Origin of the sequence: Chryseobacterium limigenitum (assembly GCF_900114875.1) — a bacterium.
Classification (GTDB): Bacteria; Bacteroidota; Bacteroidia; order Flavobacteriales; family Weeksellaceae; genus Chryseobacterium; species Chryseobacterium limigenitum.
Genome location: NZ_FPKW01000013.1, coordinates 59,644 through 86,384, shown reverse-complemented (window position 1 = coordinate 86,384; position 26,741 = coordinate 59,644). Strand labels below are relative to the sequence as shown.

At 35.2% G+C, this 26,741-nt stretch carries 20 protein-coding genes; 16 read left to right on the top strand and 4 right to left on the bottom strand.

Features of this window, described 5'->3' with window-relative positions:
• The 7 genes from thiC (at position 1) to BT156_RS15165 (ending at position 6,498) form a co-directional block, all read left to right on the top strand.
• Complete coding sequence (gene thiC / locus BT156_RS15195; RefSeq protein ID WP_072411305.1) at positions 1–1,812, top strand: phosphomethylpyrimidine synthase ThiC; 1,812 nt, start codon at positions 1–3, stop codon at positions 1,810–1,812.
• Positions 1,809–2,393 (top strand): thiamine phosphate synthase, encoded by a 585-nt coding sequence (locus BT156_RS15190; protein ID WP_072411303.1) that lies wholly within the window; start codon positions 1,809–1,811, stop codon positions 2,391–2,393. The genes thiC and BT156_RS15190 overlap by 4 nt, the downstream gene beginning before the upstream one ends.
• On the top strand, positions 2,369–3,115 hold the full coding sequence (locus BT156_RS15185; protein ID WP_072411301.1) for a hydroxymethylpyrimidine/phosphomethylpyrimidine kinase: 747 nt from the start codon (positions 2,369–2,371) through the stop codon (positions 3,113–3,115). Before BT156_RS15190 ends, BT156_RS15185 begins: the two co-directional genes overlap by 25 nt.
• A 3-nt stretch (positions 3,116–3,118) precedes the next feature.
• The gene (locus BT156_RS15180) at positions 3,119–3,736 is read left to right on the top strand and encodes a thiamine phosphate synthase (protein WP_139255493.1); all 618 of its coding nucleotides are present in this window, start codon (positions 3,119–3,121) and stop codon (positions 3,734–3,736) included.
• A complete protein-coding gene (locus BT156_RS15175; protein WP_072411361.1) occupies positions 3,729–4,505 on the top strand; it encodes a thiazole synthase in 777 nt (258 codons plus the stop codon). Before BT156_RS15180 ends, BT156_RS15175 begins: the two co-directional genes overlap by 8 nt.
• Before the next feature lie 6 nt (positions 4,506–4,511).
• A complete protein-coding gene (gene thiH, locus BT156_RS15170) occupies positions 4,512–5,630 on the top strand; it encodes a 2-iminoacetate synthase ThiH (RefSeq protein ID WP_072411297.1) in 1,119 nt (372 codons plus the stop codon).
• Between the two features lie 157 nt (positions 5,631–5,787).
• Positions 5,788–6,498 (top strand): HesA/MoeB/ThiF family protein, encoded by a 711-nt coding sequence (locus BT156_RS15165; RefSeq protein ID WP_072411295.1) that lies wholly within the window; start codon positions 5,788–5,790, stop codon positions 6,496–6,498.
• A gap of 123 nt (positions 6,499–6,621) precedes the next feature.
• Here BT156_RS15165 and BT156_RS15160 read toward each other — a convergent pair whose 3' ends face one another.
• On the bottom strand, positions 6,622–8,841 hold the full coding sequence (locus BT156_RS15160) for an outer membrane beta-barrel family protein (protein ID WP_072411293.1): 2,220 nt from the start codon (positions 8,839–8,841) through the stop codon (positions 6,622–6,624).
• 67 nt (positions 8,842–8,908) lie between these two features.
• Entirely contained in the window at positions 8,909–9,748 is an 840-nt protein-coding gene (locus BT156_RS15155; protein ID WP_072411291.1) for a DUF5694 domain-containing protein, read from the bottom strand.
• A 179-nt stretch (positions 9,749–9,927) separates the two neighbouring features.
• On the opposite strand from BT156_RS15155, the gene BT156_RS15150 reads away from it, so the two are divergent.
• On the top strand, positions 9,928–10,938 hold the full coding sequence (locus BT156_RS15150) for a sensor histidine kinase (RefSeq protein WP_072411289.1): 1,011 nt from the start codon (positions 9,928–9,930) through the stop codon (positions 10,936–10,938).
• Positions 10,931–11,617: a LytR/AlgR family response regulator transcription factor gene (locus BT156_RS15145; protein ID WP_072411287.1), complete on the top strand. Its 687-nt coding sequence runs from the start codon at positions 10,931–10,933 to the stop codon at positions 11,615–11,617. The genes BT156_RS15150 and BT156_RS15145 overlap by 8 nt, the downstream gene beginning before the upstream one ends.
• A gap of 53 nt (positions 11,618–11,670) precedes the next feature.
• Here the strand turns inward: BT156_RS15145 and BT156_RS15140 are convergent, their stop codons facing one another.
• Together BT156_RS15140 and BT156_RS15135 are read right to left on the bottom strand one after the other, a co-directional pair.
• Positions 11,671–13,938 carry an aconitate hydratase gene (locus tag BT156_RS15140; RefSeq protein ID WP_072411285.1) on the bottom strand — a complete coding sequence of 756 codons (2,268 nt, stop codon included), beginning with the start codon at positions 13,936–13,938 and terminating at the stop codon, positions 11,671–11,673.
• Positions 13,939–14,259: 321 nt separating this feature from the next.
• Positions 14,260–17,040, bottom strand: a complete 2,781-nt coding sequence (locus tag BT156_RS15135; protein WP_072411284.1) for a bifunctional aconitate hydratase 2/2-methylisocitrate dehydratase — start codon at positions 17,038–17,040, stop codon at positions 14,260–14,262.
• 472 nt (positions 17,041–17,512) lie between these two features.
• On the opposite strand from BT156_RS15135, the gene BT156_RS15130 reads away from it, so the two are divergent.
• From BT156_RS15130 to BT156_RS15100, 7 genes are all read left to right on the top strand, one after another.
• Positions 17,513–18,283 carry a WG repeat-containing protein gene (locus BT156_RS15130; protein ID WP_072411283.1) on the top strand — a complete coding sequence of 257 codons (771 nt, stop codon included), beginning with the start codon at positions 17,513–17,515 and terminating at the stop codon, positions 18,281–18,283.
• A 311-nt stretch (positions 18,284–18,594) separates the two neighbouring features.
• A complete protein-coding gene (locus BT156_RS15125; RefSeq protein ID WP_072411282.1) occupies positions 18,595–20,697 on the top strand; it encodes a TonB-dependent receptor in 2,103 nt (700 codons plus the stop codon).
• A gap of 152 nt (positions 20,698–20,849) precedes the next feature.
• Positions 20,850–21,614 (top strand): HU domain-containing protein, encoded by a 765-nt coding sequence (locus BT156_RS15120; RefSeq protein WP_072411281.1) that lies wholly within the window; start codon positions 20,850–20,852, stop codon positions 21,612–21,614.
• Positions 21,602–22,141, top strand: coding sequence for an acyl-CoA thioesterase (locus BT156_RS15115; protein WP_072411280.1), 540 nt, complete (start codon positions 21,602–21,604; stop codon positions 22,139–22,141). Before BT156_RS15120 ends, BT156_RS15115 begins: the two co-directional genes overlap by 13 nt.
• 391 nt (positions 22,142–22,532) lie before the next feature.
• Positions 22,533–23,462, top strand: a complete 930-nt coding sequence (locus tag BT156_RS15110; protein ID WP_072411279.1) for a 2-hydroxyacid dehydrogenase — start codon at positions 22,533–22,535, stop codon at positions 23,460–23,462.
• Between the two features lie 240 nt (positions 23,463–23,702).
• Positions 23,703–24,959, top strand: coding sequence for a serine hydrolase domain-containing protein (locus tag BT156_RS15105; protein WP_072411278.1), 1,257 nt, complete (start codon positions 23,703–23,705; stop codon positions 24,957–24,959).
• Positions 24,960–24,984: 25 nt separating this feature from the next.
• On the top strand, positions 24,985–26,739 hold the full coding sequence (locus BT156_RS15100) for an Ig-like domain-containing domain (protein WP_072411277.1): 1,755 nt from the start codon (positions 24,985–24,987) through the stop codon (positions 26,737–26,739).
• Positions 26,740–26,741 lie beyond the last annotated feature (2 nt).

The following is a 26,741-nucleotide window of genomic DNA, read 5'->3' as shown; positions in this document are numbered from 1 at the left end:
ATGGCTCACAATATCACACGTTCGCCGTTTCCGAACTCAAAAAAAATCTATGTTGAAGGGAAAATTCACCCGATCAACGTAGCGATGCGCGAAATACACTTAAGTCCAACAAAACTCACCAACGGAACTTTAGAAGAAAATCTTCCTGTCACAATTTACGATACATCAGGACCTTACACCGACGAAAATTCAGAAATCGATATCGAAAAAGGACTTCCAAGAATCAGAGAACAATGGATTCTGGATAGAAATGATGTAGAAATTCTAGATGGAATTACTTCAAATTATGGAAAAAAACGTCTCGCTGATTCAAAACTGGATGAACTGCGTTTTTCTTACAATCACAAGCCAAAAGTTGCAAAAGAAGGACAAGAAGTTACCCAATTGTACTACGCAAGACAAGGTATTGTCACTCCTGAAATGGAATATATTGCGATTAGAGAAAATCAAAAGATCGAACAACTGGATTCTGTTTCAAAAGATATGGCTTTCCAACATCCGGGAAACAGCTTTGACGCAAGAACTCCGAAAAGTAAGATCACTCCCGAATTTGTAAGAGACGAAATTGCAGCGGGAAGAGCAATTATTCCCAACAATATCAATCACCCCGAAAGCGAACCGATGATTATCGGACGAAATTTCCTGGTTAAAATTAATGCCAATATCGGGAACAGTGCCGTTTCATCAAGTATCGAAGAAGAAGTGGAAAAAGCAGTTTGGGCTTGTCGTTGGGGAGCTGACACTATTATGGATCTTTCAACAGGAAAAAACATCCACGAAACTAGGGAATGGATTATCAGAAACAGCCCGGTTCCAATTGGTACCGTTCCTATTTATCAGGCGTTGGAAAAAGTAAAAGGTGTTGCAGAAGATCTTACTTGGGAAATTTTTAAAGATACATTGATTGAACAGGCAGAACAGGGAGTTTCTTACTTCACGATTCACGCCGGAGTTTTGTTGAGATATATTCACTTGACAGCAAAACGTGTGACAGGAATTGTTTCCAGAGGAGGTTCTATCATGGCAAAATGGTGTCTGTATCATCATAAGGAAAACTTTTTGTACACGCATTTCGAGGAGATCTGCGAAATCATGAAAAAATATGACGTTGCTTTTTCTTTGGGAGACGGTCTTCGTCCAGGTTCGATTGCTGATGCCAATGATGAAGCACAGTTTGCAGAATTAGAAACGCTAGGTGAGTTGACAAAAATTGCCTGGAAGCACAATGTTCAGGTGATGGTTGAAGGTCCCGGTCACGTTCCGATGCACATGATCAAAGAAAATATGGAGAAGCAATTGGAAGTATGTGATGAAGCACCGTTTTACACATTAGGTCCTTTGACAACCGATATTGCGCCGGGTTACGACCACATTACTTCGGGAATCGGAGCGGCGATGATTGGATGGTTCGGTTGTGCGATGTTGTGTTATGTGACGCCAAAAGAACATTTAGGACTTCCAAATAAAGAAGATGTAAAAGTTGGAGTTATTACGTATAAATTAGCTGCCCATGCCGCAGATTTGGCGAAAGGTCATCCAGGCTCACAATACAGAGACAATGCTTTAAGTAAAGCCAGATTTGAGTTCCGTTGGGAAGATCAGTTTAATCTTTCGTTAGATCCGGATACAGCTAGATCTTATCACGATGAAACACTTCCTGCGGACGGAGCGAAGATTGCTCATTTTTGTTCGATGTGCGGACCAAAATTCTGTTCAATGAAAATTACACAGGAAATTCGTGAATCTGCAGAAAAAGGAATGTTCGACAAATCACAGGAATTCATCGAAAAAGGGAAAGAAATTTATATATGATCATCGTAATCACTCCCGAAGAAATGATGAATAATGAAACTGAATTGATTAATGAATTATTTCAGGAAGGATTGGATTTGCTTCATATCAGAAAGCCTTTCATTAATTCAGAAGAAATGACGGATTTTATTCAAAATATAAATTCAGAGTTTCATCAACAATTGGTTTTGCACAGTCATTATGATTTAGCGAAAAACTTTAATATTTCGAGATTTCATTTTAGAGAAATTGACAGACAGCATGATTTGTTTAAATCTTTTACAGATAAAATGATTTCAACGTCAGTTCATGACATTGAAACTTTTAATCGATTAAATGAAGATTGGGAATATTCATTTATCAGTCCAGTTTTTCCAAGTATTTCTAAAAAGGGGTATGGAGAAAATTCAACAATTTTAAATGATATTAAAAAACGAGATAATTCGAATGTGAAGGTGATTGCTTTGGGAGGAATTAATGAAAAAAATATCAGCGAAGTTTTCGAGAGTGGAGTAGACGGAGTGGCTTTGTTAGGTGCAATCTGGGAAAGTGATGAACCTTTAAATATTTTCAAAAAATGCAGACAGAACGTCCTTTCGTAATGAGCATTGCAGGCTACGACCCAAGTGGCGGAGCCGGTTTATTGGCTGATATTAAAACATTTGAACAATTGAAAGTTCGGGGTTTGGGAGTTTGTACGGCAATGACTTTACAGACAGAATCTCAATGTTTAAGCTTAAAATGGCAGCCATTAGAAGAAATTTTATACGGAATTAATGTTTTAATGAAAAATTATCACACTGAAGCCGTGAAAATAGGAGTTGTAAAAGATGCTCAATTTTTAAGTGAAATAGTAGAAAAAGTTAAATCTATTAATCCTGAAACAAAAATCGTTTGGGATCCGGTTTTGAAAAGTACTTCCGATTTTTCTTTTTTTGATTTAAATACAATTTCTGAGTTGGAAAATGTTTTAAAACTAATTGATTTAATTACTCCAAACTATAATGAATACAAGGTTTTACAGGAATTTAATCTTTTTAAAAATGCGGAAAATTCATGTTCAGTTTTAATAAAAGGGGGACATCGGGAAGATCAATTAGGAACAGATATTTTAATGAAGAATGAAAAAGAAATTTCAATTCATCCAACCGATAAAACTTCTGCTTATTATCCAAAACACGGCTCAGGTTGCGTGCTTTCTTCGGCTATTGCAAGTCATTTAGCTTTAGGAAAAAATGTAGAAAAAGCCTGTCGAAACGGAAAATTATACATCGAAAAATTTTTAACAAGTAATCCTACTTTACTGGGATTTCATTCAAATTAAATAATGGAAAAATTACAATACATATCTCAAGGTTTAACCATGGAAGATCAGGAGCTGAACATTCGGAAAGCCATTGATAACGGGGTGGGATGGATTCAGATTCGCTGGAAAAACGCTCCGGAAAATGAATTCGTCAAACTTTGTGAAATCTCAAAAAAGCTATGCTCGGATAATCATACGGTTTGTATCATCAACGATCATGTTCAGATTGCAAAAGACGTTGATGCGGACGGCGTTCATTTAGGTTTGAGTGATCAATCCATAGAAATAGCAAGACATATTTTAGGGAAAGATAAAATCATAGGCGGAACAGCCAACACGCTTTCAGATGTTCTGCAAAGAATAAAGGAGCAGTGTGATTATATTGGATTAGGACCGTTAAGATTTACCTCAACGAAAGAAAAACTCAGTCCTATTTTGGGCTTTGAAGGCTATGAAAAGATCATTCAGGACTTAAAAAGCCTGTCATTGGAAATTCCAAAAATCTTTGCGATTGGCGGAGTTATCCTCAATGATATTGAATTACTACATAAAATCGGAATATATGGCGTTGCAGTTTCAGGTTTAATTACGAACGGAACCGCTGCAGTACATGAAATTAAACTCGCATTACATGAATAATCAACAATTAATAATAGCAGACAGAACCTTCGAATCGAGATTGTTTTTAGGAACAGGAAAATTCGGGAATCTTTCAGAAATGACCGATTCCATCATCGCTTCAGGAAGTGAAATGGTAACGATGGCACTGAAAAGAATTGATTCTCAATCTTCGGAAGATGATTTGCTAAGTGCTTTAAAGCCTACAAAATCTCATCTTTTACCCAACACTTCAGGAGCGAGAACTGCCAAAGAAGCAGTTTTGGCAGCACAATTGGCAAGAGAAGCCTTGGAAACAAACTGGGTGAAATTGGAAATCCATCCAGACCCAAAATATTTGCTTCCCGATCCTATTGAAACGTTGTACGCGACAGAAGAATTAGCAAAATTAGGATTTATCGTGATGCCATACATTCATGCCGATCCTGTTTTGTGTAAACGTTTGGAAGATGCAGGAACAGCAGTCGTAATGCCACTTGGAGCCCCGATTGGCACCAATAAAGGCTTGAGAACAGTAGATTTTTTAGAAATAATTATCAGTCAGAGTAATGTTCCGGTAGTGGTGGATGCAGGAATTGGCGCTCCTTCCGATGCTGCAAAAGCCATGGAAATGGGAGCAGATGCGGTTCTGGTAAATACAGCGATTGCCGTGGCCAGAAATCCAATAAATATGGCATTGGCTTTTAAAGAAGGCGTAATTGCAGGAAGAAGAGCTTATGAATCAGGATTGGGAGCAATTGGAAATCATGCAAAAGCTTCTAGCCCACTGACGTCTTTCTTATTTGAATAAAAAATCATGAACAGTTTTAAAGATATTTTTGAAAATTATCATTGGGATGATATTAAAGCCAAATTGGAAAAAGTAACATTATCTGATGTTGAAAACAGCCTGCAAAAAAGGACTAAAACAATAGAAGATTTCCTTAATTTTCTTTCTCCTGTTGCGGCTCAGAAATTAGAACTGATGGCAAGAATGACGCAACAACTTACTCAGAAACGATTTGGGAAAACCATTCAGCTATATGCACCATTGTATCTGAGTAATGAATGTCAGAATATCTGTACTTATTGTGGTTTTAGCTTAGATAACACGCTTAAAAGAAAGACGCTTTCCAGTACGGAGCTTATTATAGAAGCGATGGCGTTAAAGGCAATGGAAGTCAATCATGTATTGCTGGTAAGCGGAGAAGCCAATAAAACGGTTGGGATTGATTATTTTTTGAAGTCGGTTCGTTTGCTGAAGCCTCATTTTGCTAATATTTCTATTGAAGTTCAGCCACTGTCGGAAGAAGAATATCAACAACTCCATGATGAAGGCGTGAATGCTGTTTTGGTATATCAGGAAACCTATCATCAGGAAGTCTATAAAGAATATCATCCGAAAGGAAAGAAGTCAAATTTCAATTTTCGTCTGGAAACCCCTGACAGAATTGGAAAAGCAGGAATTCATAAAATGGGCTTGGGTGTTTTATTGGGCTTGGAAGATTGGCGGGTTGACAGTTTTTTTAATGCACTTCACATCGATTATCTTCAAAAGCGCTATTGGAAAAGTAAATTTTCTGTTTCATTTCCAAGATTACGACCAGCTGAAGGAATCATCGAACCCAATTTCATTATGGAAGATAAAGATTTACTCCAATTAATTTGTGCTTATAGAATTTGGAACGAAGAGTTGGAGATATCCATTTCCACCAGAGAAAATGAAAAATTCAGAAATAATATCATTTCATTGGGAGCAACAGCAATGAGTGCAGGATCAAAGACGAATCCTGGTGGTTATGTGGTTGATAAAGAGTCTTTAGAACAATTTGAGACCAGCGACGAAAGGAGTATGGATGAAATTAAAAATGTGATCAAAAGATCCGGCTACGATCCGGTGATGAAAGATTGGGATGCTGTGTACAGTGGAATTTAAAAAATTGAAAACGATTTTAAACGCAAAAAAGCAAAGACTTAAGAATAGCTATCATTTGCTGAATGAAATGCCTTTGCGAAAGAAAATATGCAGAATCATTTTTAAAATTGCCTTGCGTTCTCTGCGTTAAAAAAAACAATTCAACAATAAATTATTAATGAAAAGCGAAGATAGTTTTGCTCGATACAGCCGTCAAATTTTTATTGAAGAAATCGGTTTGGAAGGTCAACGGAAAATCATGAATTCTAAAGTACTTGTGATTGGGGCAGGCGGATTAGGAAGTCCTGTTATTCAATATTTGGCGGCTGCTGGAGTTGGGACTTTAGGAGTTGCAGATTTTGATGAGGTGGAATTACATAATTTAAACCGACAGATCATTCACAATGAAAATTCCGTTGGAAAATCGAAGGTCAAAAGTGCAGAGCAATTTGTGAAAACCCTTAATCATCAAGTTAATTTTATAGGAATTGAAAGTAAAATCGGTGAAGCAAATGCAGAAGAAATTATTTCTCAATTTGATGTTGTGATTGATGGTTCAGATAATTTCAAAACGAGATATTTAGTTAATGATGTCTGTGTGAAACTTGGTAAACCTTTGGTTTATGGGAGTATTTTAGGGTTTTCAGGACAGGTTGCGATTTTTAATTATCAAAGAAGTAAGAATTTAAGAGATCTATTTCCTGAACCACCTATTGATGTAGATCTTCCGGATTGTGATAGTCTCGGAGTTTTGGGAGCTTTGCCGGGAATTGTAGGAAGTATGATGGCAAATTTAACCTTAAAATTGATAACACATTTACCATTAAATATCAATCAAATCACATTGATTGATACGTTGGATTGGAGATTTCAGACTGTTGATTTTTAATTTAAAAAACAAAATTTGATATGTTTCGGCTAAAGCCAATTTGATTTTTTTACATAAAAAAAACGGACTAAAGTCCGTTCCTATTGATAAAATATTAGTGCTAATTTGTGTTTAAGCAACAAATTATTGTGCCTGCTGCATCACACCAGTATCTTCTTTTTTCGTCTGATTAAGAATATTAGCGTCTTCTTTTGCCAATTTATTTCTCGTCGGGATTTTATAATTAATAGAAAGTCCGAAATTTCTTGTATCATATTTACTGCTAATGACTACCGGAGTTCCAGACGGTGGATTAGAACGCACCTGCATCATTTGTCCGTTGAAAATATCATTGGCAAAAACAGAAACCGTCAAACGATTATCCATGAATTTTTTCGTTAAAGTAAGGTCGAATGAATTGTTGAATGGCTTTTCTGCCGTAAAGTAAAAGTACCCTGCTTTTGGAGTTAAATAACTGTAATTTGCTGTCAATTTAATGTCTTTCGGCAAAATAATCTGCGCCATTGCATTTAAAATCCAGAAACCTTTATTATTCAGATTGTCAATTTCATGCTTTTGATAACCGGCATACAGATACATGAAATTAATCTTGTCAGGATTGAAATTAAACTTCATAATTTCGCTCAACGGTTTACTGAAAACCATAAACGGAATCGGAAGGCCAACGTTGAAGTTGTGAATTCTCATCCTCGAAATATTCACCTGTTCATTAAATAACTTTCTTCCGTCTTTTCTGATGATTTGCGCAACCTGATTACTTGCCGAACTTACACTGTATCCAATAAATGCGTAATCAAAAGCTGAAATCTTTATTTCATAATTATCAAAAATCGTAGGCTGTAGATTCGGATTTCCGTTTACTTCTGTGCTTGGCCCAGAGAACGTTACGTTATTTGGATTTAATGCAGAAATACTTGGCAAACTGATTTTTTTGTTATAATTCGCAGCAACATACACCTGATTCATCAAGTTATATTGAACACTCGCGTTCGGAAATAATTTGAATGTATTAAATGGAATTAAATCGGCCTGTACAAGATTACCATTTTTATCAAAAGATCGCGTAATACCGGAAATATCATAATTTTCGGCTCTTGAACCTAAAGTGAAATCGAATTTCTTTAATTTAGCCTGAAATTCAAGATAGGTTGAAGCCGTTTGTCTTTGATAATCAAGGTTTGTGATTCCAAAACTTTCTGTATCATAATCCTGTTTTTCATATAAACCTCCAAAACTTACTTTTCCACCATCTAAAAGCTTTATGGGCTGAGAATAATCTACTTTAAAGTTGGCAATATTCATCACAGATTTGTTATTCAGAACATCTTTTTGACCATTACTCTGTGTTGCTTGCGTTGGATCAAAAACAAAATAACCGTTTTGATAAAAATTATCCTGAGCAAATTTACTGTCCGATCTTGTATACCCAAATTGGAAATCTAATTTCTGAGATTTATCGGCAAAACGTTTTTGATACGTTGCCACCGCTTCCTGTCTTAAATTATCGGTGCGGGCTGCATCCGAGGCGTTAAAGAATGCTTCTCTAAGATCTTTTGGATCGTTTTGAAAAGGTAAATCTCCATGACCATTACTCAAAGTATAATTGTCATTATTATTGTGATAAATATCGTAATTTAATAATAATCTGTCCTGCCCAAGATCAAAAGTTACCCCTGATTTTGCAAAATATCCTCGTCCGATTCTATCTGTATTACTGGATAATAATTCGTCTTGTTGGCCGTTCAGCATGCTTTCGCGATAGTTTTGACCAACGTTCAATTGCCATCCGAAGAGTTTATTTCTTGCATTTAGATTTAATGAATTCGTTGTTCTGCTTCGGAATTTATCATAATTAGTGAAAGAATAATTTCCTGAATAGGTTGCCGTTAAATATTTATTGGCATTTTTATTCGTAATAATATTCATGATTGCTCCGCCAGAAGTTGCAGGAAATTCTGCTCCGGGCTGGGTGATTACCTCGATTCTGTCAACAGAGTTTGCGGGCATTCCTTCAAGGAAAGAATTTAATTCGTTGGAAGTAATATTTAAAGGTCTTCCGTTCAAATATACATCAAGGATTTTTCCTTGATACATCATTCCCGCGATGTCCGTAGAGACAAGACCCGGAAGCTTTTTGATTCCTTCCAAAACGTTTCCGTTATTAAGCTGTGGCTGCTCAGAAAAATCAAAGATCGTACGATCTGCTTTTTGTTCAACGGCTTTTTTAGTTTTGGTGAGTACTACACCTTCAATTTCCTTTTCTTTTATCTGACTATTGGCCTTCTCCTGTGCATAGGTAAACATAGAGCCTATCACAGAAAGAACGAATATAGTTTTTTTCATAATGTTTTTTTACTACTATTCAGTTAGACGCAGAAAAGGAAATTTTGTTACAAAAATGCTTTTCTATTTATTTAAGACTATTAAACTCTGTATATTCAAATTCGGGAGAAGAGGTAAACAACTGTCTTAGTACTGATGCGTGCCCATTTCCTGCAATAACAAGTATTCTGTCTTCGGTATTGTGAGGGATACTCTGGATATTACGGAACATTCTAAGGTTTCTGTTATACCAATACAATGAAAGCATATCTGCGCCGTCATGATCTCTTAGTTTAAAATCTCCTGTAAGATAAGCACCATATTCATATTGATGAAATTCTTTGCTGTTCATATATTTAAAACTTTCGAGAATCGATTTGAAGTTTTTAGGTTCTGTACTCTTGAAAAAAGCTGTATATTGATTAGATATCGCATCATTACTCTGAAAATCATAATCTTGGCTAATCGCGTTAAAATAAGCAGAATCTTGTTTTCCAAACTTTTTTTCAAGATCATCCCAAGCAGATGATGCGTCTATACTGAAAAGCTCATTGATCTTGAGTTCGTTGGCGATACGCATGGCAAGCTGATAACGTTCGTCTCTTTTTTCTCTGTATTTGCCTTCACTGTATTCTTTTAATTTTTGATTGGCATTCCATTTTGGCCAAGCTTCGATGGCTATTTTTGTAGGTTTAAATTTTTTAATGTATTCTACAAGTTCGGTTACTTCTTTAGCTGTTTTAGGAGCAAGAACATCTATCTGATCGCTTTTTTCTGTTTTATGAGCATCAAGATTTGGGTAATCGAAGTGGAATGATCCTACAATCAAAACTTTAGTTTTAGGATTATTAAAATATTCCGATGGTTTTTTCTGTGCCGAAATAAAAGTGGAGAAGCATAAGATTAGGCTATAGATCAATGTTTTCATAATTATTTATTGTTAGTTATTTTATTTTGATGGTTCAAAGGTAGATTTACGCTAAAATCTATGAAATAGCGTTTAGACGAAGCCTCTGTTTATTGGGATTAAAAGATTTTTATCGGAGAAATGCAGTCGTTCATCGGAAATTAGAGTCCATAATTTAACAGATATCCTATTTTTGCTTTATGAAAGCGAACAAACTCATTTATCTGCATATTTTCTTTTGGGGAATTTATAGTATAGGATCGGTTCTTATTCCCTATTTTGTATTTCATACGGAGAGAATTATTCTTAATATTACTTTCTTTTTCACAAGTTTTATTTGCTTTTATGTGAACTATTTTCTGGTAGCGCCTAATTTTTTTGATGCAGGTAAATGGTATAAATCTGTGATTGCATTTTTGCTAAGTGCTTCCTGTTTTGTCCTTGTTCGATATTCTGTGGAAGAGATTTTGTTGCCTGCGACAGTGGGATTAAGAAACTATAAGGAAGGAACCAATTTTGGATTTTATTTTTTTGATAATATTTTCTACAGCAGTACTACTATTTTTATCAGTACTACTTTTTGGTTTTTTAAATACTTTGTTGATGTAGAAAAAGAGAAAGCAGAGTTGATTGAAGCCAGAAAAACCGCAGAATTACAGGCCTTAAAAACCCAAATCAATCCGCATTTTATTTTTAATTCTTTGAATAATATTTATTCTCTCGTTTATCAAAAATCTGATAAAGCGTTACCGGCACTTGAGGAATTAAGCCAGTTGTTGAGGTACAGTACCAAAGATCTGGAAAAAGATGTGATTACTTTAGATAAAGAAATTGGATATATTGATAGTTTGACGGCTCTCGAAAAATTACGATTAAAAGCCCCCGAATTATTAACTGTTGAAAAGATTATTAATTATCCTAAATTGAATATTTCACCGATGATTTTAGTGCCGTTTGTAGAAAATGCTTTTAAACATGGAGATTTTCGTGAAAAAGGATTTGAGATGAAACTTTCTGATGACAACCAGATCTTACATTTTTATCTTTTAAATTTTAAAAAGGATAGAATGAAAGATTCAACATCAGGAATCGGGATTGATAATGTGAAAAAAAGACTGGAAATTTTATATCCCAAAAAATATGAATTGAATATCAATGAGTCTGAAACCGAATTTGTTGTAGATTTAAAAATTGATTTACGAAATGAATAAAATTAAATGTATTGTTGTAGACGATGAGCCATTAGCGATTTCGCTGTTAGGAAGTTATGTACAGAAAATTCCTTTTTTTGAATTGGTTTTTTCTTCTGAAAATCCTATCGAAGCTTTAGATTTTATTCAAAATAATGAAGCTGATCTGGTTTTTCTTGATATTCAAATGCCTGAACTGACGGGAATTAATTTCATGAAAATTGTTGGAGATAAATTAAAATACATCTTAACGACAGCGTATTCCGAATATGCCCTGGAAGGGTACGAGCACAATATTGTCGATTATCTTTTAAAGCCGGTTTCTTTTGAACGTTTTTATAAAAGTGCTTTGAAAGCTCAGGAACGTTTTTCTTTCAGTGAAGATAAAGCAGAGTCCCATTTCTATGTGAAATCTTCAGGACAGCAGCATAGAATCAACTTTGAGGACATTCTTTATATCGAAAGTATTAAAGATTATGTGAATATTAAAACGGCATATCAGGAATATATTGTTTTGGATACTTTAAAATCTCTTGAACAGCAACTTTCTGAGTTTTCTTTTGCCCGTATTCATAAATCGTTTATCATTAATTTAGATCAAATTAAAAGCATTGCCGCGAAAAAAATAATATTGTCTTCTGAACATGAAATCCCGATAGGAGACAGTTACAGAACAAATTTTTTAAGCAAGCTAAAATAAAAAAGCAACTTCAATTGAAGTTGCTTTTTAGTATATATTAATTAATCTAACAATTAATTTTCTTGTCTTTTGATTAAGTTTAGTGCAGAACCTGCTTTAAACCAATCAATCTGCTGATCGTTATAGGTATGATTTGCCATAACAACGTCTTTCGTTCCGTCTGCATGTACAAACTCTAAAGACAACTGTTTTCCTGGTGCAAATTGATCTAAATCTAAGAAGTTAACCGTGTCATCTTCCTTGATTTTATCATAATCAGCCTCATTAGCGAAAGTTAATCCCAACATTCCTTGTTTTTTAAGGTTTGTTTCATGGATTCTCGCGAATGATTTTACCAATACTGCTTTTACGCCAAGGTGTCTCGGTTCCATAGCAGCGTGCTCTCTTGAAGAACCTTCACCGTAGTTTTGATCTCCAACAACGATGGTAGGAATTCCTGCAGCTTTGTAAGCTCTCTGTACAGCAGGAACTTCACCGTATTCACCCGTTAATTCATTTTTAACGCGGTTTGTTTCCATGTTATAAGCATTTACAGCTCCGATCAACATGTTGTTTGAGATGTTGTCTAAGTGACCTCTGTATTTCAACCATGGTCCCGCCATAGAAATATGGTCAGTTGTACATTTTCCGAAAGCTTTAATTAAAACTTTAGCGCCTTCAATGTTTTTTCCATCCCAAGCCGGGAATTCTTCTAATAACTGAAGTCTGTCTGAAGTAGGGCTTACCTTTACAACAACAGAAGATCCGTCCTCAGATGGAGCCTGGTATCCGTTGTCATCTACGGCAAAACCTTTTGCAGGCAATTCAAAACCTTGAGGTTCGTTTAATCTTATCTGTTCTCCAGATTCATTGGTTAATGTATCTGTAATTGGGTTAAAATCTAATCTTCCAGAGATGGCGATGGCAGCTACCATTTCGGGAGAAGCTACAAATGCATGAGTATTTGGATTACCATCTGCTCTTTTCGCAAAGTTTCTGTTGAAAGAGTGAATAATTGAGTTTTTCTCTCCTTTTTCAGCACCTTCTCTGTCCCATTGTCCGATACAAGGGCCGCAAGCGTTGGTAAAGATTCTTGCGTTTTCAAATTTTCTGAAAGAATCTAAGAAACCGTCTCTTTCTGCCGTGAATTTCACCTGCTCTGAACCTGGGTTGATTCCTAAGATAGCTTTAGGCTTAACACCTTTTGCTACTGCATCTTCAACGATAGAAGCAGCTCTTGATAAATCTTCATAAGAAGAATTGGTACAAGAACCGATCAATGCCCATTCTACTTCGATAGGCCATCCGTTTGCCTCAGCTTTAGCTTTAAATTCAGAAACTGGAGTTGCCAAATCCGGAGTGAAAGGTCCGTTCAAATGTGGAGCTAGTTCAGAAAGATTGATTTCAATTACCTGATCGAAATATTGTTCTGGGTTTGCGTACACTTCAGCATCACCCGTTAAGTGTTCAGCAATTACGTCAGCAGCGTCTACAACATCCTGTCTTCCTGTAGAAGATAAATACCTTCTCATAGAATCATCATATCCGAAAGTAGAAGTTGTAGCTCCTATCTCAGCACCCATATTACAGATCGTGCCTTTTCCTGTTGCAGATAAAGATTGAGCGCCTTCTCCGAAATATTCTACGATACATCCTGTTCCTCCTTTTACAGTAAGGATTCCTGCTACTTTTAGGATAACGTCTTTTGCGGAAGTCCAGCCAGACATTTTACCTGTTAACTTGACACCAATTAATTTTGGCATTTTAAGCTCCCAAGCCATTCCGGCCATTACGTCTACGGCATCAGCACCACCAACTCCGATAGCAACCATTCCTAAGCCTCCCGCGTTTACTGTGTGAGAGTCAGTTCCGATCATCATACCTCCCGGGAATGCGTAGTTTTCTAATACAACCTGGTGAATGATTCCCGCTCCCGGCTTCCAGAAACCAATTCCATATTTATCACAAACAGAACCCAAGAAATTGAAAACTTCTGAATTCTTATTAAGACCTTCCTGTAAATCCGCCTGTGCACCTACTCTTGCCTGAATCAAGTGATCGGCGTGAGCCGTTGAAGGAACAGCCACTTTAGCTTTTCCTGCCTGCATAAATTGTAAAAGCGCCATCTGCGCAGTTGCATCCTGCATCGCTACTCTGTCCGGTGCGAAATCTACGTAAGAGTTTCCTCTTTCATGTGCTGATGTAGCATTACCTTCCCATAAGTGGGTATAAAGGATTTTTTCTGAAAGTGTAAGAGGTTTTCCCACAATTTGTCTTGCCGCAGCAATTCTTTCCGGGTAACGCTCGTACACTTTTTTGATCATGTCAATGTCGAAAGTCATATCTGTTTTAATTTTTCTTTTTCTATAAATTTTTTCCTGACTTTAATTTTAAATTAAAAATGGAAAATTTTCTCAAATACTAACCATCAAATACTATTCCTACCATCTATAAAACGGTATAAATAAGATGAATAATTAATATTTTTAATACCTATCAAGTTAAGGAAAAAATAATTTTTGAGTCATTGACATAGGTTAAAATAATATTAACGACTCTTAAATGGAAAGGTTCTAAATAAAAAAAGAAAGATTTTAAATCCAATGGACTAAAATCTTTCTTATATAACTTAAAATAGTCTTTCGACTTATCGTTTAATTCAATTAATGACCAACTGTAACCAATTCTTTGATTGAAGGTACAAAAGAAGTAAGGTCAATACCTTCAACAGCTGTTTTGTACTCGTCGATATTAGGAATTCTTCCCATGATCGCAGAAAGTACAACAACCGGAGTTGAGGCCAATAAAGATTCTCCTTTTTTGCGTTCAGAATCTTCAACCACTCTTCCTTGGAAAAGACGGGTAGAAGTTGCTAAAACAGTGTCTCCTTTTTCAGCTTTTTCCTGGTTACCCATACAAAGGTTACATCCCGGACGCTCAAGGTACATCATGTTTTCGTATTGGGTACGAGCTTCACCTTTTGGAGTGTTATCGTTAAATTCGAAACCTGAATATTTTTCTAGGAATTCCCAGTCTCCTTCTGCTTTTAATTCGTCAATGATATTGTAAGTAGGAGCAGCCACCACCAATGGAGCCAAGAATTCTACTTTACCATTTTGCTTTTCAATATTTCTAAGCATTTGAGAAACAATTTTTAAATCTCCTTTGTGAACCATACAAGATCCTACAAAACCAAGATCAACTTTTTTCTCACCTCCGTAATACGTAAGGTCTCTGATGGTATCGTGAGTATATCTCTTAGAAACATCATCATTGTTTACATCCGGGTCAGCAATCATTGGTTCAACGATTAGATCAAGATCAACAACAACTTCAGCGTAATATTTAGCATTCGAATCCGGAGTAAGAGCTGGTTTATCACCTGATCTGATTTCCTCGATTCTCTTATTAGCTTTATTGATTAATCCTTGAAGAACCTGGTTGTGATTATCCATTCCTTTGTTGATCATGATTTGGATTCTGCTTTTAGCAATTTCCAATGATTCGATCAAAGTATCATCTTCAGAGATACAGATCGAAGCTTTTGCTTTCATTTCTGCCGTCCAGTCTGTAAATGTAAATGCCTGGTCAGCAGGAAGTGTTCCGATGTGAACCTCAATAATTCTACCTTGGAATACGTTTTCACCATCAAATTGCTTCAACATCTGAGCCTGAGTTGCGTGAACCACATCACGGAAATCCATATGCTCTTTCATATTACCTTTGAAAGTCACTTTCACAGATTCAGGGATTGGCATAGAAGCTTCACCTGTTGCCAAAGCTAATGCTACCGTTCCGGAGTCAGCTCCGAAAGCAACACCTTTAGACATTCTTGTGTGAGAGTCACCTCCGATGATGATTGCCCATTCGTCAATCGTAATATCGTTAAGAACTTTGTGAATAACGTCTGTCATTGCATGATATTCACCTTTCGGGTCACGTGCTGTGATCACTCCGAAATCGTTCATGAATTTCATTAATTTAGGAATGTTCGTTTGAGCTTTTTTATCCCAAACTGAAGCGGTATGACATCCTGACTGATAAGCTCCGTCAACGATTGGAGAAATTACAGTTGCAGCCATAGATTCCAATTCCTGAGCGGTCATTAAACCTGTTGTGTCCTGAGAACCGACAATGTTTACCTCTACACGAACGTCAGAACCTGCGTGTAATAATTTACCTTCAGTAACACCAACGGCATTTCTGTTGAAGATTTTTTCAACTGCAGTAAGACCTTGTCCTTCGATAGAAATTTCTTTAGAAGGAGCAAAAACAAGAGGCGTTTCAATTCCTAAAAGTTTTGCGGCAAATGTTTGTAATTTTTTACCAAATACGATGGCATAAGAACCACCAGCTTTGATGAATTCTAATTTTTGAGGAGTAAATGATTTTGAAATATCTTTCAATTCAACATCTCCGTTATATAATTTCTTTTCTTTAGTATTGATCGTTAAAACTGTTCCTGTAGCAACAGAATAAGCTTCTTCTAAAACGATGTCACCATTCTCGTTACGAACAGGATTTCCGTTTTCGTCTAATTTTTTCACCCAGTTTTGAAGATCGATTCCGATACCTCCTGTTACATCAACTGTAGTAAGGAAAATAGGAGAAATACCGTTTGTTCCTCCAACAATCGGAGCAATATTTACGAATGGAATATATGGGCTTGCCTGTTTACCAGTCCAAAGAGCCACGTTGTTTACTCCCGACATACGAGATGAACCAACACCCATTGTTCCTTTTTCTGCAATAAGCATTACACTTGCATCAGGATGTTGAGCCTGTAAAGCTTTGATTTCTTCCTGCGCCTGAGGAGTAATCATACATTTACCATGCAATTCACGGTCTGATCTTGAGTGAGCCTGATTACCCGGAGAAAGTAAATCTGTAGAAATATCACCTTCACCGGCGATGAATGTAACCACTTTTACTTCTTCTGCAACTTCAGGAAGCTTTGTGAAGAACTCAGCTTTTGCGTAGCTTTCAATTAATTCTTTTGCGATTTCGTTACCGCTATTGAATGCTTCCTTCAGGCGGTTAGTATCCGCATCATAAAGGTAAACCTGAGTTTTAAGAACATTTGCCGCTTCTTTGGCAATAGAAATATCATTCCCTAAAGCAAGATCCAGCAATACTTCAATAGAAGGACCTCCCTTCATGTGAGATAATAATTCGAAAGCAAAAGCCGGAGATATTTCTTCTACAACTGATTCACCCAGAATGATTTCCTTTAAAAATTGAGCTTTTACACCCGCTGCACTAGTCGTTCCCGGTAGGGTGTTGTAAATGAAAAATTTAAGAGAATCCGATCGATATTCGTTACCAGCATCTTTAATTTGTGTAATGATTTCGCTTAGTAAATCTGCACCGTCAATTGGCTTTGGATGAAGCCCTTGGTTTTTTCTTTCTTCAATCTCTTTGATGTAATCCTTATAAATATTCATATAGAAGTCTTTTCTTTGTTAAAGTAGATTATAAACAGTTGGTATTGCTGCTATTTCTTCTTTATTAGCCTATCTAAAATACAATTAATTTTATCTTAAACTATTGCATTATTGATAGATAATACCGATTAGAGTAAAATCAACATAATCTACACCTTTTCTTTAAAAATGTGAGATAATATTCACTGCCAAATGTGAGTATAAAGGACTTCTTTGAAAGTGTAAATGGCTTACGCGTATTCTGTTTCTGTCTTGCCGCAAAACCCTCTTTGGTAACGTTTCTGAAATTTTTTGATCATATCAACATCAAAAGTTATATCTTAAAAACGTTTTAAAATTATCAAACAATTAAAAATGTTCCCAAAATTACGAATTTTTACTATTTTATGAAGATGATATTATTTAGATTCTTTATAAATATGAGTTTTATAATATCTATTTTTGGTCGTATTTTTGCAGTCAAACGGTGAATATGAAAAATGTAGTTAATTTTCTGGGTGTATTTATGTCGATTTTCATTTTTTCTCAGACAAAATCTGTGAAGAAAACTCCTGTGAAAAATGTTTCAAAGGCTGTAGCAAAAAAGGCATCTCCGAAACCTAAGTCTAATCCAGATCTGGTGGTAATTAATAAAGATATTCCTGTTTTAATTCCACAAAAGAAAGATGGAAAATTTGGGTATGTTAATCAGAAAGGAAAATTTATTATTCAGCCGGAATATCATATTGCTGTTTTTTTTGCTGAAGATTGCAATCTTTTAAATTCTCCAAACGAAAAAATCAGAAAATTCGGTACGAAAGAGTACGCGACGGTTGAAAAAGATTTAATATCATACAGAGTTGATCGTACAGGAAGAAGAGTGTATCAGTTTAAAGATTCTGATCTAGGACAGTGTAAATTAGGGAGTTACAAACAACAGTTGTTTCAGGCTTATATTTTAAACGGTTTTTATGGGATCATTGAAAAATCAAAATTTGTAAATGCAGAAGATTACCGGGATTATCAAATTTATCCTCAATATCAATATTTATATATCTTGGAAGGTGACGATGTATCTGATCCGATGATTATTGCTTCGCAAAACGATAGATTTGGAGTGATTGATGTTAATAATAAAGTAATTATTCCTTTTGAATATTCGAATATCAAGAGAAATTTCAGCTGGAAACTGGGCAAAATGTTTGATGTTACCAAAGACAGCATAAATTATTATTATATCGACGCTCATAATAAAGCGTACTAATGCTATAGGCAGTATGCTTGAAGCTTTTTTTTAATACTTCAAAATTTGGCTCGCAAAACTTAAAACTCACATCTCACATATTTTTTGTAATTTCGCGGTTGAAATAAAGGGGTGCTGTAACAAGCTGAGATTATACCCAATGAACCTGGAACGGATAATGCTGTTTAGGGAAACATTTATATAATTGATAAATGATAATTGATAAATAATTTTATCAATTTTTATGAAAAGTAAGAATCAATCATCTTTTATCGCTTATCAATTATAGATAATCCGCCCCTTTTATTCATTAAATTTTAAAAATTTATAGAATGAAAGGATTATTTTTTTTAGGGCTTACCGTTGGCTCTTTTGCTTTTATACAAGCGCAAAATACAGATTCCTTAAAAATAAAGGAAATTGAAGCAATCAACTTTACCAAAAGACTTCCCGTTGCTAAGGAAATCATCAATGTTCAGAAAGATTTAGACAGTAAAAATCTTGGTCAGGATCTTCCGATGCTGCTTAAAAATCAAACATCAATTATTTCGACTTCCGATGCGGGAAATGGAGTAGGCTACACGGGTTTTAGAATTCGTGGTGTTGCCGGAAGAGGGATTAATGTCATGATGAATGGTGTTCCGTTCAATGATTCTGAAAGTCAGGGAACATTTTTCGTCAACGTTCCTGATTTAACGAGTTCGGCTTCACAGATCGTCATTCAAAGAGGTGTTGGGACTTCCAATAACGGAGTTTCTGCTTTTGGAGCGAGTATTAATGTGATTTCTAAAAATCCTGAAGAGAAGTTTTATTTTAAAACAGATGACAGTTACGGATCATTCAATACGTACAAATATTCTGCTGAGGTTGGTTCAGGAAAATTCTGGAAAAACCGTCTTTCTGTGATGGGAAGATACACGAATATTCATTCCGACGGATATATCGACAGGGCTTCGTCCGATCTTCATTCATACAATTTTACGGCGCTTTTTGAAGAGGGTAAAACGAGGATTCGTTTGATGGCTTTTGGAGGAAAAGAAAAAACGTATCAGGCTTGGAATGGAATCGACAGAAAAACCTGGGAAACAGATCCTAAATTCAATTATTCCGGAGCGATCTATGATGCTGATGGTAATATAACAAGTTTCTATGATAACGAAACAGATAATTACAGACAAAACCATTATCAGTTACTTTGGGAACAGGGAATTAATGATCACTGGAATTTAGAAACAACTTTACATTACACAAAAGGGAGAGGATATTACGAAAATTACAAACAGGGAGATCCTTTTGCGAGATATAATTTACCAGATTTTAATGGTGAAGAATATTCAGATTTTATCAGGAAAAAATGGTTGGATAATGATTTTTACGGTGTTGTTTCAACACTTTATGGAAAGTTTGAAAATTTAGATCTAAATTTTGGAGCAGTTGCCAATCAATACTACGGAAGACATTTCGGAAATGTAACAGGCGTATTTTTGCCACAAATTGATAATTACGAATATTACAGAAACCGTTCTGTGAAAAGTGAAGTTTCAGGTTTTGCAAAGGCTTTGTTTAAAGTAAATAATTTTGAATTCTTCGGAGATTTACAGCTTAGAAATATCGATTATGATATTAAAATTCTTAAAGATGGCGATGGCGAAGGTGGAAATTTAACCAAAAACTGGCTGTTCTTCAATCCAAAAGCCGGAGTGAATTATAGAATCGGAAACGGAAAGGTCTTTTTGTCTTACGCGCACGCTCAACGTGAACCCAACAGAGATGATTTAACTGCCGATAATAATGTGAAAGCTGAAAAACTTCATGATTTTGAAGCCGGATTAGAAAAGCAATTCGGGATTTTATCTGTGACGGCCAACTTATATTATATGTATTACGTTAATCAATTGGTTTTAAATGGCGAATTGAATAATGTTGGAGCCTTTATCAGAACAAATTCAGGTGAAAGCTACAGAAGAGGTATTGAGATCGGAGCTTTGGCAAAACTTTCCAAACAATGGGAAATTTCGGGGAATATAAGCTTAAGCCAGAATAGAAATCAGGATTTTAAAATAGAAAATGAAACCTTGGTAAGAGATCTTGGGAATACGCAAATCTCATTCTCTCCCGATGTTATTGCTAATTTAGGGTTAAAATTTAATCCAAATAAAAACTTCCAGTTTACATTGATGAATCAATATGTTGGAAAGCAATATTTAGACAATACGGAAGATAAAAATTTAAAGTTGAAAGATTATCTTTTGACGGATTTTAATGCTCAATATCAGTTCAAAATAGCAAACAATGATGTGGCGCTGAAATTATTGGTAAATAATATTTTCAATAAAAAATATGTGAATAATGGAGCGGTCTATGATGGCGAACCGTACTATTTTTCTCAGGCAGGAACTAATTTTATGTTCGGAATAAGCTGGAAAATTCAATAGTAAATATGTAAAAATATATTATAATTGTTTTCAATAATTCAATAATGATATTCAAACGAGTAATATTAGATTGTAAAGACTGTTTCGGCAGTCTTTTTTATTGTGAATAAATCATCTGAAAAGTCAGGGAAAAGTTATAAATTTGCCATCAAATGAATATTTCAGCTTACATTTTAGAATATCTGAAACAATTTGGTACTGTTACAGTTCCAAGCTTTGGCGTATTTTCTTTAGAGAATTCTAAAGCAATTATCAACTCCGAAAACGGGAGTATTCTTCCGCCTGCGAGTCAGATCACTTTTAGTCCTGATCATGAGATTCAATCTGATGAATTGATCGCTTTTATTGCAGACCAAAAGCAAATGTCTTTTGAAGCATCAAAAAGTGACTTAAAGATCCAGACTGATTTTTGGAAGAAAAAACTTCAGGCAGAACAGACATTAGAAATTCAGAATCTCGGAACGATCTCTATTGAAGACGGACACACTCATTTTAAAGGAAAAAGAATAGAATCCGGCCATCCAGATTTTTACGGATTGGAAGAGATTAAAATTTCCGATATCAAAGCAAAAGATAAAGCAGTTGTTTCTGAGAAATCAGCAAACGATTACAAATTCAGTAAATCGCTACTTTGGATATTTCTGATTGTTGTCCCAATTGTAGGAATCGCTTATCTGGCTTTCACAAATCAGGAACTCCTTTTTGGAAACGGGTCTTTTAAACAGGAAAAGGATTCTATTAAAATTAATGCAAAAGTGTCTGTCTATGTAAAAGATACCGTAAAAGTAGATTCTACAAAGATGAAAATTGCGGATTCTTTGAAAACCTTGAAAAAAGATTCAATTGTACAACCTGTTGAAAAAGGTATTCAAACTCCAACAACCCCAAACAAGACTAAGGCTACATGGCAAAAATAAAAAAAGCGTCAGAATCTCTGACAATCATGACGAACATCGTCCTTCCAAATGAAACCAATTCTCTAAGAAACCTTTTTGGAGGTGAATTGTTGGCAAAGATGGATCGTTGTGCATCGATCTCTGCAGCAAGACATTGCGAAAGAAGAGTGGTTACAGCTTCTGTGAATCACGTTTCTTTCAACCATCCGATTCCGGAAGGTGGAATTGTAATTTTAGAATCTAAAGTTTCAAGAGCATTTTCTACTTCTATGGAGGTTTATGTTGATGTTTGGCTGGATGATCCTATCAGTCAGAAAAAAACGCATACGAATGCAGGAATCTACACTTTTGTTGCAGTGGATGAGTTCAATCGTCCAATTCCGATTCCTGAAATGGTTCCGGAAAGTGAAGAGGAAAAAGAAAGATTTGCTGCCGCTTTCCGTAGAAAAGAATTGTCATTAATTCTTTCAGGAAGAATGAAGCCGTTGGAATCTGTGGAATTGAAGAAACTTTTCCAGGAACCACAAGAGCCGGAAATTGACAAATAATAAATTAAGTTTAAACAAGATATAAATTGCTTTTAATCTTTGCTGAGTGTAACGCCTTTGCGAGCTTAAAAGCATTTTTCAGTTAATGGATATATTAAGTTTTTTTTGAAGCTTTTTCCCGCTTTCCATTGCAATCTTTTTTTGCAAAAAAGGATTTTCATTTCAATCGGGGCTAGGGTTGTAGTCGTTTATTTAAACTTTGGATGAATAAACACAAAGCTTGTCATCCTGTAAGGATCTAGACTCGAATTTTTTAGTGATTTTCTAATACTTTGTTGAGATGCTTTCAGCATGACAAACTTTATGGAAAAAAATTAGTGGAAAAAAATAAAAGTGTAAAAAGGTTTAATAAATCTTCGCAAACGTTACGTTAGGATAAAATATTTACAATATGAAAATTTTACTTTTAGATAAAAACCACCCGTTAATCACCGATCAGCTTTTAGCAAAAAACTTTATTTTGGAAGAAGATTTTTCTTCGTCATATGATGAGGTTTGTGCTAAGATTGAAAGCTACGACGGAGTCATTATCAGAAGCCGAATTCCTTTAGATAAAAATTTTTTAGAGAAAGGAAAAAATCTTAAGTTCATTGCAAGAGTAGGAGCAGGAATGGAAAATATTGACATTCCTGTTGCTGAAAAATTGGGTATTCAGTTAATAAATTCTCCCGAAGGAAACAGAGATTCTGTTGCCGAGCATGTTGTCGGAATGTTGTTGATCTTAATGAACCGGCTTTTCATTGCATCCCAAGAAGTGAAGAACGGAATTTGGTTGCGTGAAGAAAATCGTGGCGACGAATTATTAGGAAAAACGGTTGGTTTAATAGGCTACGGAAACATGGGCAAAGCTACAGCAAAAAGACTTTCCGGTTTTGGCTGTAAAGTGATTTTCCACGATATTTTACCAGATCTTTCTGATGAATATGCGACACAGGTTTCTTTGGAAGAATTAAAAGAAAAAGCGGAGGTTTTAAGTTTACATATTCCTTTGACGGACTTGTCTTATTATTTAATTGACGGCCCATTCATTTCAGATATGAAAAACGATTTCTATTTCGTAAATACAGCGAGAGGAAAAAACATAGAAACTAAAAGCTTAGTTGAAGCTTTGAAGGCGGGAAAGGTAAAAGGAGCTTGTCTTGATGTTTTGGAATACGAAAAATCATCTTTCGAAAATTTAGAAGTCGATAATGAAGATTTGAAATATCTTTTAAACTCTGAGAAGGTAATCGTAACGCCTCATATTGCAGGCTGGACGCATCAAAGCAAAGAAAAGCTGGCGCAGGTTATCGTTGATAAAATTGTTGCTCAGTTTACTTAAATAAATCTCGTTTAAATACTTCGACTTCGCTCAGCATGACATCGCTACAACTATTCTGTTAAAAGTAAACGGTTAGTATTAGAAATGTCATGCTGAGCGAAGTCGAAGCATCTCAAAAGAAAGTTGTCATTTTACAATTTCAAGATTTCGCTCTAGTTTATGTTAAATAATTCATAATTTACAGCAAGAATTCCATATTTATTTTGAGTTTTATTAAATTGCCGCTCATTTTCGAAACTCATGAAGAAGCGTAACTTTGTACTTATTTTAGCTGTTTTTTTACTTGTTTTTTCCTGTAAAAAAAAATCCGACTCTAAAGAATATGTAACTGAAAATACCACCGATCTCCCCAATTATGGAAGCGTAGATCTTAGTAATGTTTTCACAAAAGGTGACGGACAGCTTTCTGACAAAGCCTCTCTTGTTCGTTATATAGATCAGTATTACAAAAAGATTTGGGAAGGTAGCGACCTTAGTGGCGGAATATTAGTAGCAAAAGGTGACGATATTTTATATGAAAATTACAGAGGTTTTGGAAGAGAAGGCAACCAAATGCCGATCGATAAAAATACACCTTTGCATGTTGCTTCAGTTTCAAAAACATTAACGGCGATGGCGATGATGAAATTAATCGAAGCCGGAAAAATAAAATTTACGGATCATTTGACCCAGTTTTTCCCGGGATTTCCTTACCCAAATGTGACGGTTCAGACTTTATTGGATCAAAGAAGCGGTCTTCCAAAGTATGAATATTTTATTGCTAAAATCCCACCAGCATCACCTGAACTTGCAAAACCTTACATTACCAATCAGGATGTATTAAATATGATCATTAAATACAAACCTGAACTGGCAAGAGATACCGACACAGGTTTCATGTACTGCAATACCAATTTTGCATTGTTGGCTTTGCTAATCGAGAAAGTAACCAAAACTCCTTTTCCACAGGCAATGAAGGAAATGGTTTTTGATCCTTTGAAAATGAAAAACACTTACATTTTCCAGGAAAAAGATATTCCTACAGCTTCACAGTCTTTCTATTATGGAGGTAAGTTATATCCTTTAGATAGATTAGACCTTATTTATGGCGATAAAAACGTTTATACAACGCCAAGAGATCTTTATAATTTCTCAAAAGCAATGTTCTCAAAAGATTTCTTAAAACCGGAGTTGATGGAAATGGTTTTCTCTCCTTACAGCAATGAAAAGGCGGGAATGAACAATTACGGTTTAGGATTTAGAATGAAAATTTTTGATAACGGAGAAAAATTGACTTACCATAACGGATGGTGGCACGGAACAAATTCTGTTTTCGCCCACTTATTAAAATCAAAAGTAACCATTGTGGCAATCGGGAACAAATATTCAACCAAAGTCTATACAGCGCTTGCTTTATCCGGGTTATTTGAAGATTTTCCGGTGCAGAAAGATAAGCTGCACAGTGTGATGAATGACAATAAAGATTCTTTAAATGGCGGGCAGGATGTTACAGAATAATGTTTACTTTTGCTTAAACATATTCATGAAAAGACTTCTTCTCTTATTTATTATTGGTTTTCTTTTGCAATCGTGTGCAAGAGTAGGTTCTCCGGTTGGTGGACCTAAAGATTCTTTGGCACCAAAATTTTTAAGCTCAAATATTGATACAACGAGGATTAATGTTTCAAGAGATATTCGTGAACTGCGTCTTGATTTTGATGAATATATTACACTGAAAGACATCAATAAAAACCTGATTATTTCTCCGCCAATTAAAAATATCAAGCGTATTTTGCCTTCAAATATCGCCAATAAATATATTTTAATCCAATGGACGGATACTTTGCAGGCCAATACGACCTATAATTTCAATTTTGGAAATTCTATTGTTGATAATAATGAAGCCAATGTTCTTCGTTATTTCAATTTTGCATTTTCCACAGGAGAAAAGCTGGATGATTTATATATAAGTGGTGAGGTTAAAGATCCCTTAGCGATAAAAAAACAATCTGAAAGTGCGGATAATAAACTTGTTGTAGGGTTGTATCAGGCAAAAGATACCATTAATTATAAGCAAAAACCTTATTACATCACTAAAGTTGATACAGACGGTTATTATGAACTGAATTACCTGTCTCCGGGCAAATATAAGATCATTGCTTTTGAAGATGAAAACGGAAACTCAATGTATGATCCCGGAAAAGAAAAAGTTGGTTTCCTGAAAGAACCTGTGGATGTTGAAAAATCTGTTTCAGGATTAAATTTAAAAATATATCCGTCTAAAAAAGCCCTAAAATATGGTGAAATGAAAGAAGTTCCGGGCGGAATTTTAATGACATTCGAAGGGAATCCTACTGATGTGAAAGTTCTTTCAATAAATGACAAGCTTCAGGACATAAAAGTTACTCATCGACCAAAATCAGATTCTATCAATATCTGGTTTGACGCTCTTAAACAAAACGTTGGGCAAGGGACAACTGAAAATTTAAAATTCAGCTATGATGTTGATAATAAAAAAGATACAGTGTCCGTTTTTTATAAGCAGAATGCTAAAAGTGAAATGCAAATTTATAATAATGATGGTGGTTTGTTACCTCCAAAAACGGATTTCAGGATCACTTCAAATTATATTATCGATAAAATAAATCCTGAAAAATGGGTACTGAAAAGCGACAGTTTAACTACTCAGGAGTTTACGGCTAAGATTTCTGAAACCAATCCGTATCAGATTTTAGTTAAATCAGACTTTATTGCAGGTAAAAAATATCAATTAACAGTTCCAAAGACAACGGTTTCTTCTTTTTATGCTAAAAATTCTGATTCAAAACGTTTCGATTTTGAAGCTGATAAGGTTGAAAATTACGGTAATTTGACATTAAAACTTGAAAATGCACCGGCTACAAGCTATTGGGTTCAGCTATTAGATGCATCAGAAAAAATTGTTTATCAGAAATATACAAAAGGAAATGAAGTTAAATTCGACATCTTAAAACCTGCCGAATACATCGTCCGAATATTGGTTGATAATAACGAAAATAAATATTGGGATGAATCTGATTTCTTAAAAGAGGTCTTTGCTGAAGATTCCTATGTGTTTTACAAACTCGCTGTCATAAGACCGTTGTGGGAAACCAATGAAACGTGGGATTTAAAAGATGCAAGAACGTTGGACAGTCCTAAGATCTCTGCTCCTAAAACAGCAACACCTTTTCCTAATGCGCAGGAAAAACCTGTAAAACAAGATGCAAATAACCGTGAGTTGAAATCAGGAGGTGCTGTTTTAACTCCTGTGAAGTAAGA

Excerpts from the sequence above, each read along its gene's own strand:
- BT156_RS15115 (WP_072411280.1), top strand. The coding sequence starts at position 21,602 with ATGGCAAAAATAAAAAAAGCGTCAGAATCTCTGACAATCATGACGAAC.
- BT156_RS15125 (WP_072411282.1), top strand. The coding sequence starts at position 18,595 with ATGAAAGGATTATTTTTTTTAGGGCTTACCGTTGGCTCTTTTGCTTTT.
- BT156_RS15135 (WP_072411284.1), bottom strand. The coding sequence starts at position 17,040 with ATGAATATTTATAAGGATTACATCAAAGAGATTGAAGAAAGAAAAAAC.
- BT156_RS15165 (WP_072411295.1), top strand. The coding sequence starts at position 5,788 with ATGAAAAGCGAAGATAGTTTTGCTCGATACAGCCGTCAAATTTTTATT.
- BT156_RS15150 (WP_072411289.1), top strand. The coding sequence starts at position 9,928 with ATGAAAGCGAACAAACTCATTTATCTGCATATTTTCTTTTGGGGAATT.
- BT156_RS15100 (WP_072411277.1), top strand. The coding sequence starts at position 24,985 with ATGAAAAGACTTCTTCTCTTATTTATTATTGGTTTTCTTTTGCAATCG.
- BT156_RS15185 (WP_072411301.1), top strand. The coding sequence starts at position 2,369 with ATGCAGACAGAACGTCCTTTCGTAATGAGCATTGCAGGCTACGACCCA.
- thiC (WP_072411305.1), top strand. The coding sequence starts at position 1 with ATGGCTCACAATATCACACGTTCGCCGTTTCCGAACTCAAAAAAAATC.
- BT156_RS15105 (WP_072411278.1), top strand. The coding sequence starts at position 23,703 with ATGAAGAAGCGTAACTTTGTACTTATTTTAGCTGTTTTTTTACTTGTT.
- BT156_RS15130 (WP_072411283.1), top strand. The coding sequence starts at position 17,513 with ATGAAAAATGTAGTTAATTTTCTGGGTGTATTTATGTCGATTTTCATT.
- BT156_RS15175 (WP_072411361.1), top strand. The coding sequence starts at position 3,729 with ATGAATAATCAACAATTAATAATAGCAGACAGAACCTTCGAATCGAGA.
- BT156_RS15190 (WP_072411303.1), top strand. The coding sequence starts at position 1,809 with ATGATCATCGTAATCACTCCCGAAGAAATGATGAATAATGAAACTGAA.
- BT156_RS15155 (WP_072411291.1), bottom strand. The coding sequence starts at position 9,748 with ATGAAAACATTGATCTATAGCCTAATCTTATGCTTCTCCACTTTTATT.
- BT156_RS15145 (WP_072411287.1), top strand. The coding sequence starts at position 10,931 with ATGAATAAAATTAAATGTATTGTTGTAGACGATGAGCCATTAGCGATT.
- thiH (WP_072411297.1), top strand. The coding sequence starts at position 4,512 with ATGAACAGTTTTAAAGATATTTTTGAAAATTATCATTGGGATGATATT.
- BT156_RS15180 (WP_139255493.1), top strand. The coding sequence starts at position 3,119 with ATGGAAAAATTACAATACATATCTCAAGGTTTAACCATGGAAGATCAG.
- BT156_RS15160 (WP_072411293.1), bottom strand. The coding sequence starts at position 8,841 with ATGAAAAAAACTATATTCGTTCTTTCTGTGATAGGCTCTATGTTTACC.
- BT156_RS15120 (WP_072411281.1), top strand. The coding sequence starts at position 20,850 with ATGAATATTTCAGCTTACATTTTAGAATATCTGAAACAATTTGGTACT.
- BT156_RS15140 (WP_072411285.1), bottom strand. The coding sequence starts at position 13,938 with ATGACTTTCGACATTGACATGATCAAAAAAGTGTACGAGCGTTACCCG.
- BT156_RS15110 (WP_072411279.1), top strand. The coding sequence starts at position 22,533 with ATGAAAATTTTACTTTTAGATAAAAACCACCCGTTAATCACCGATCAG.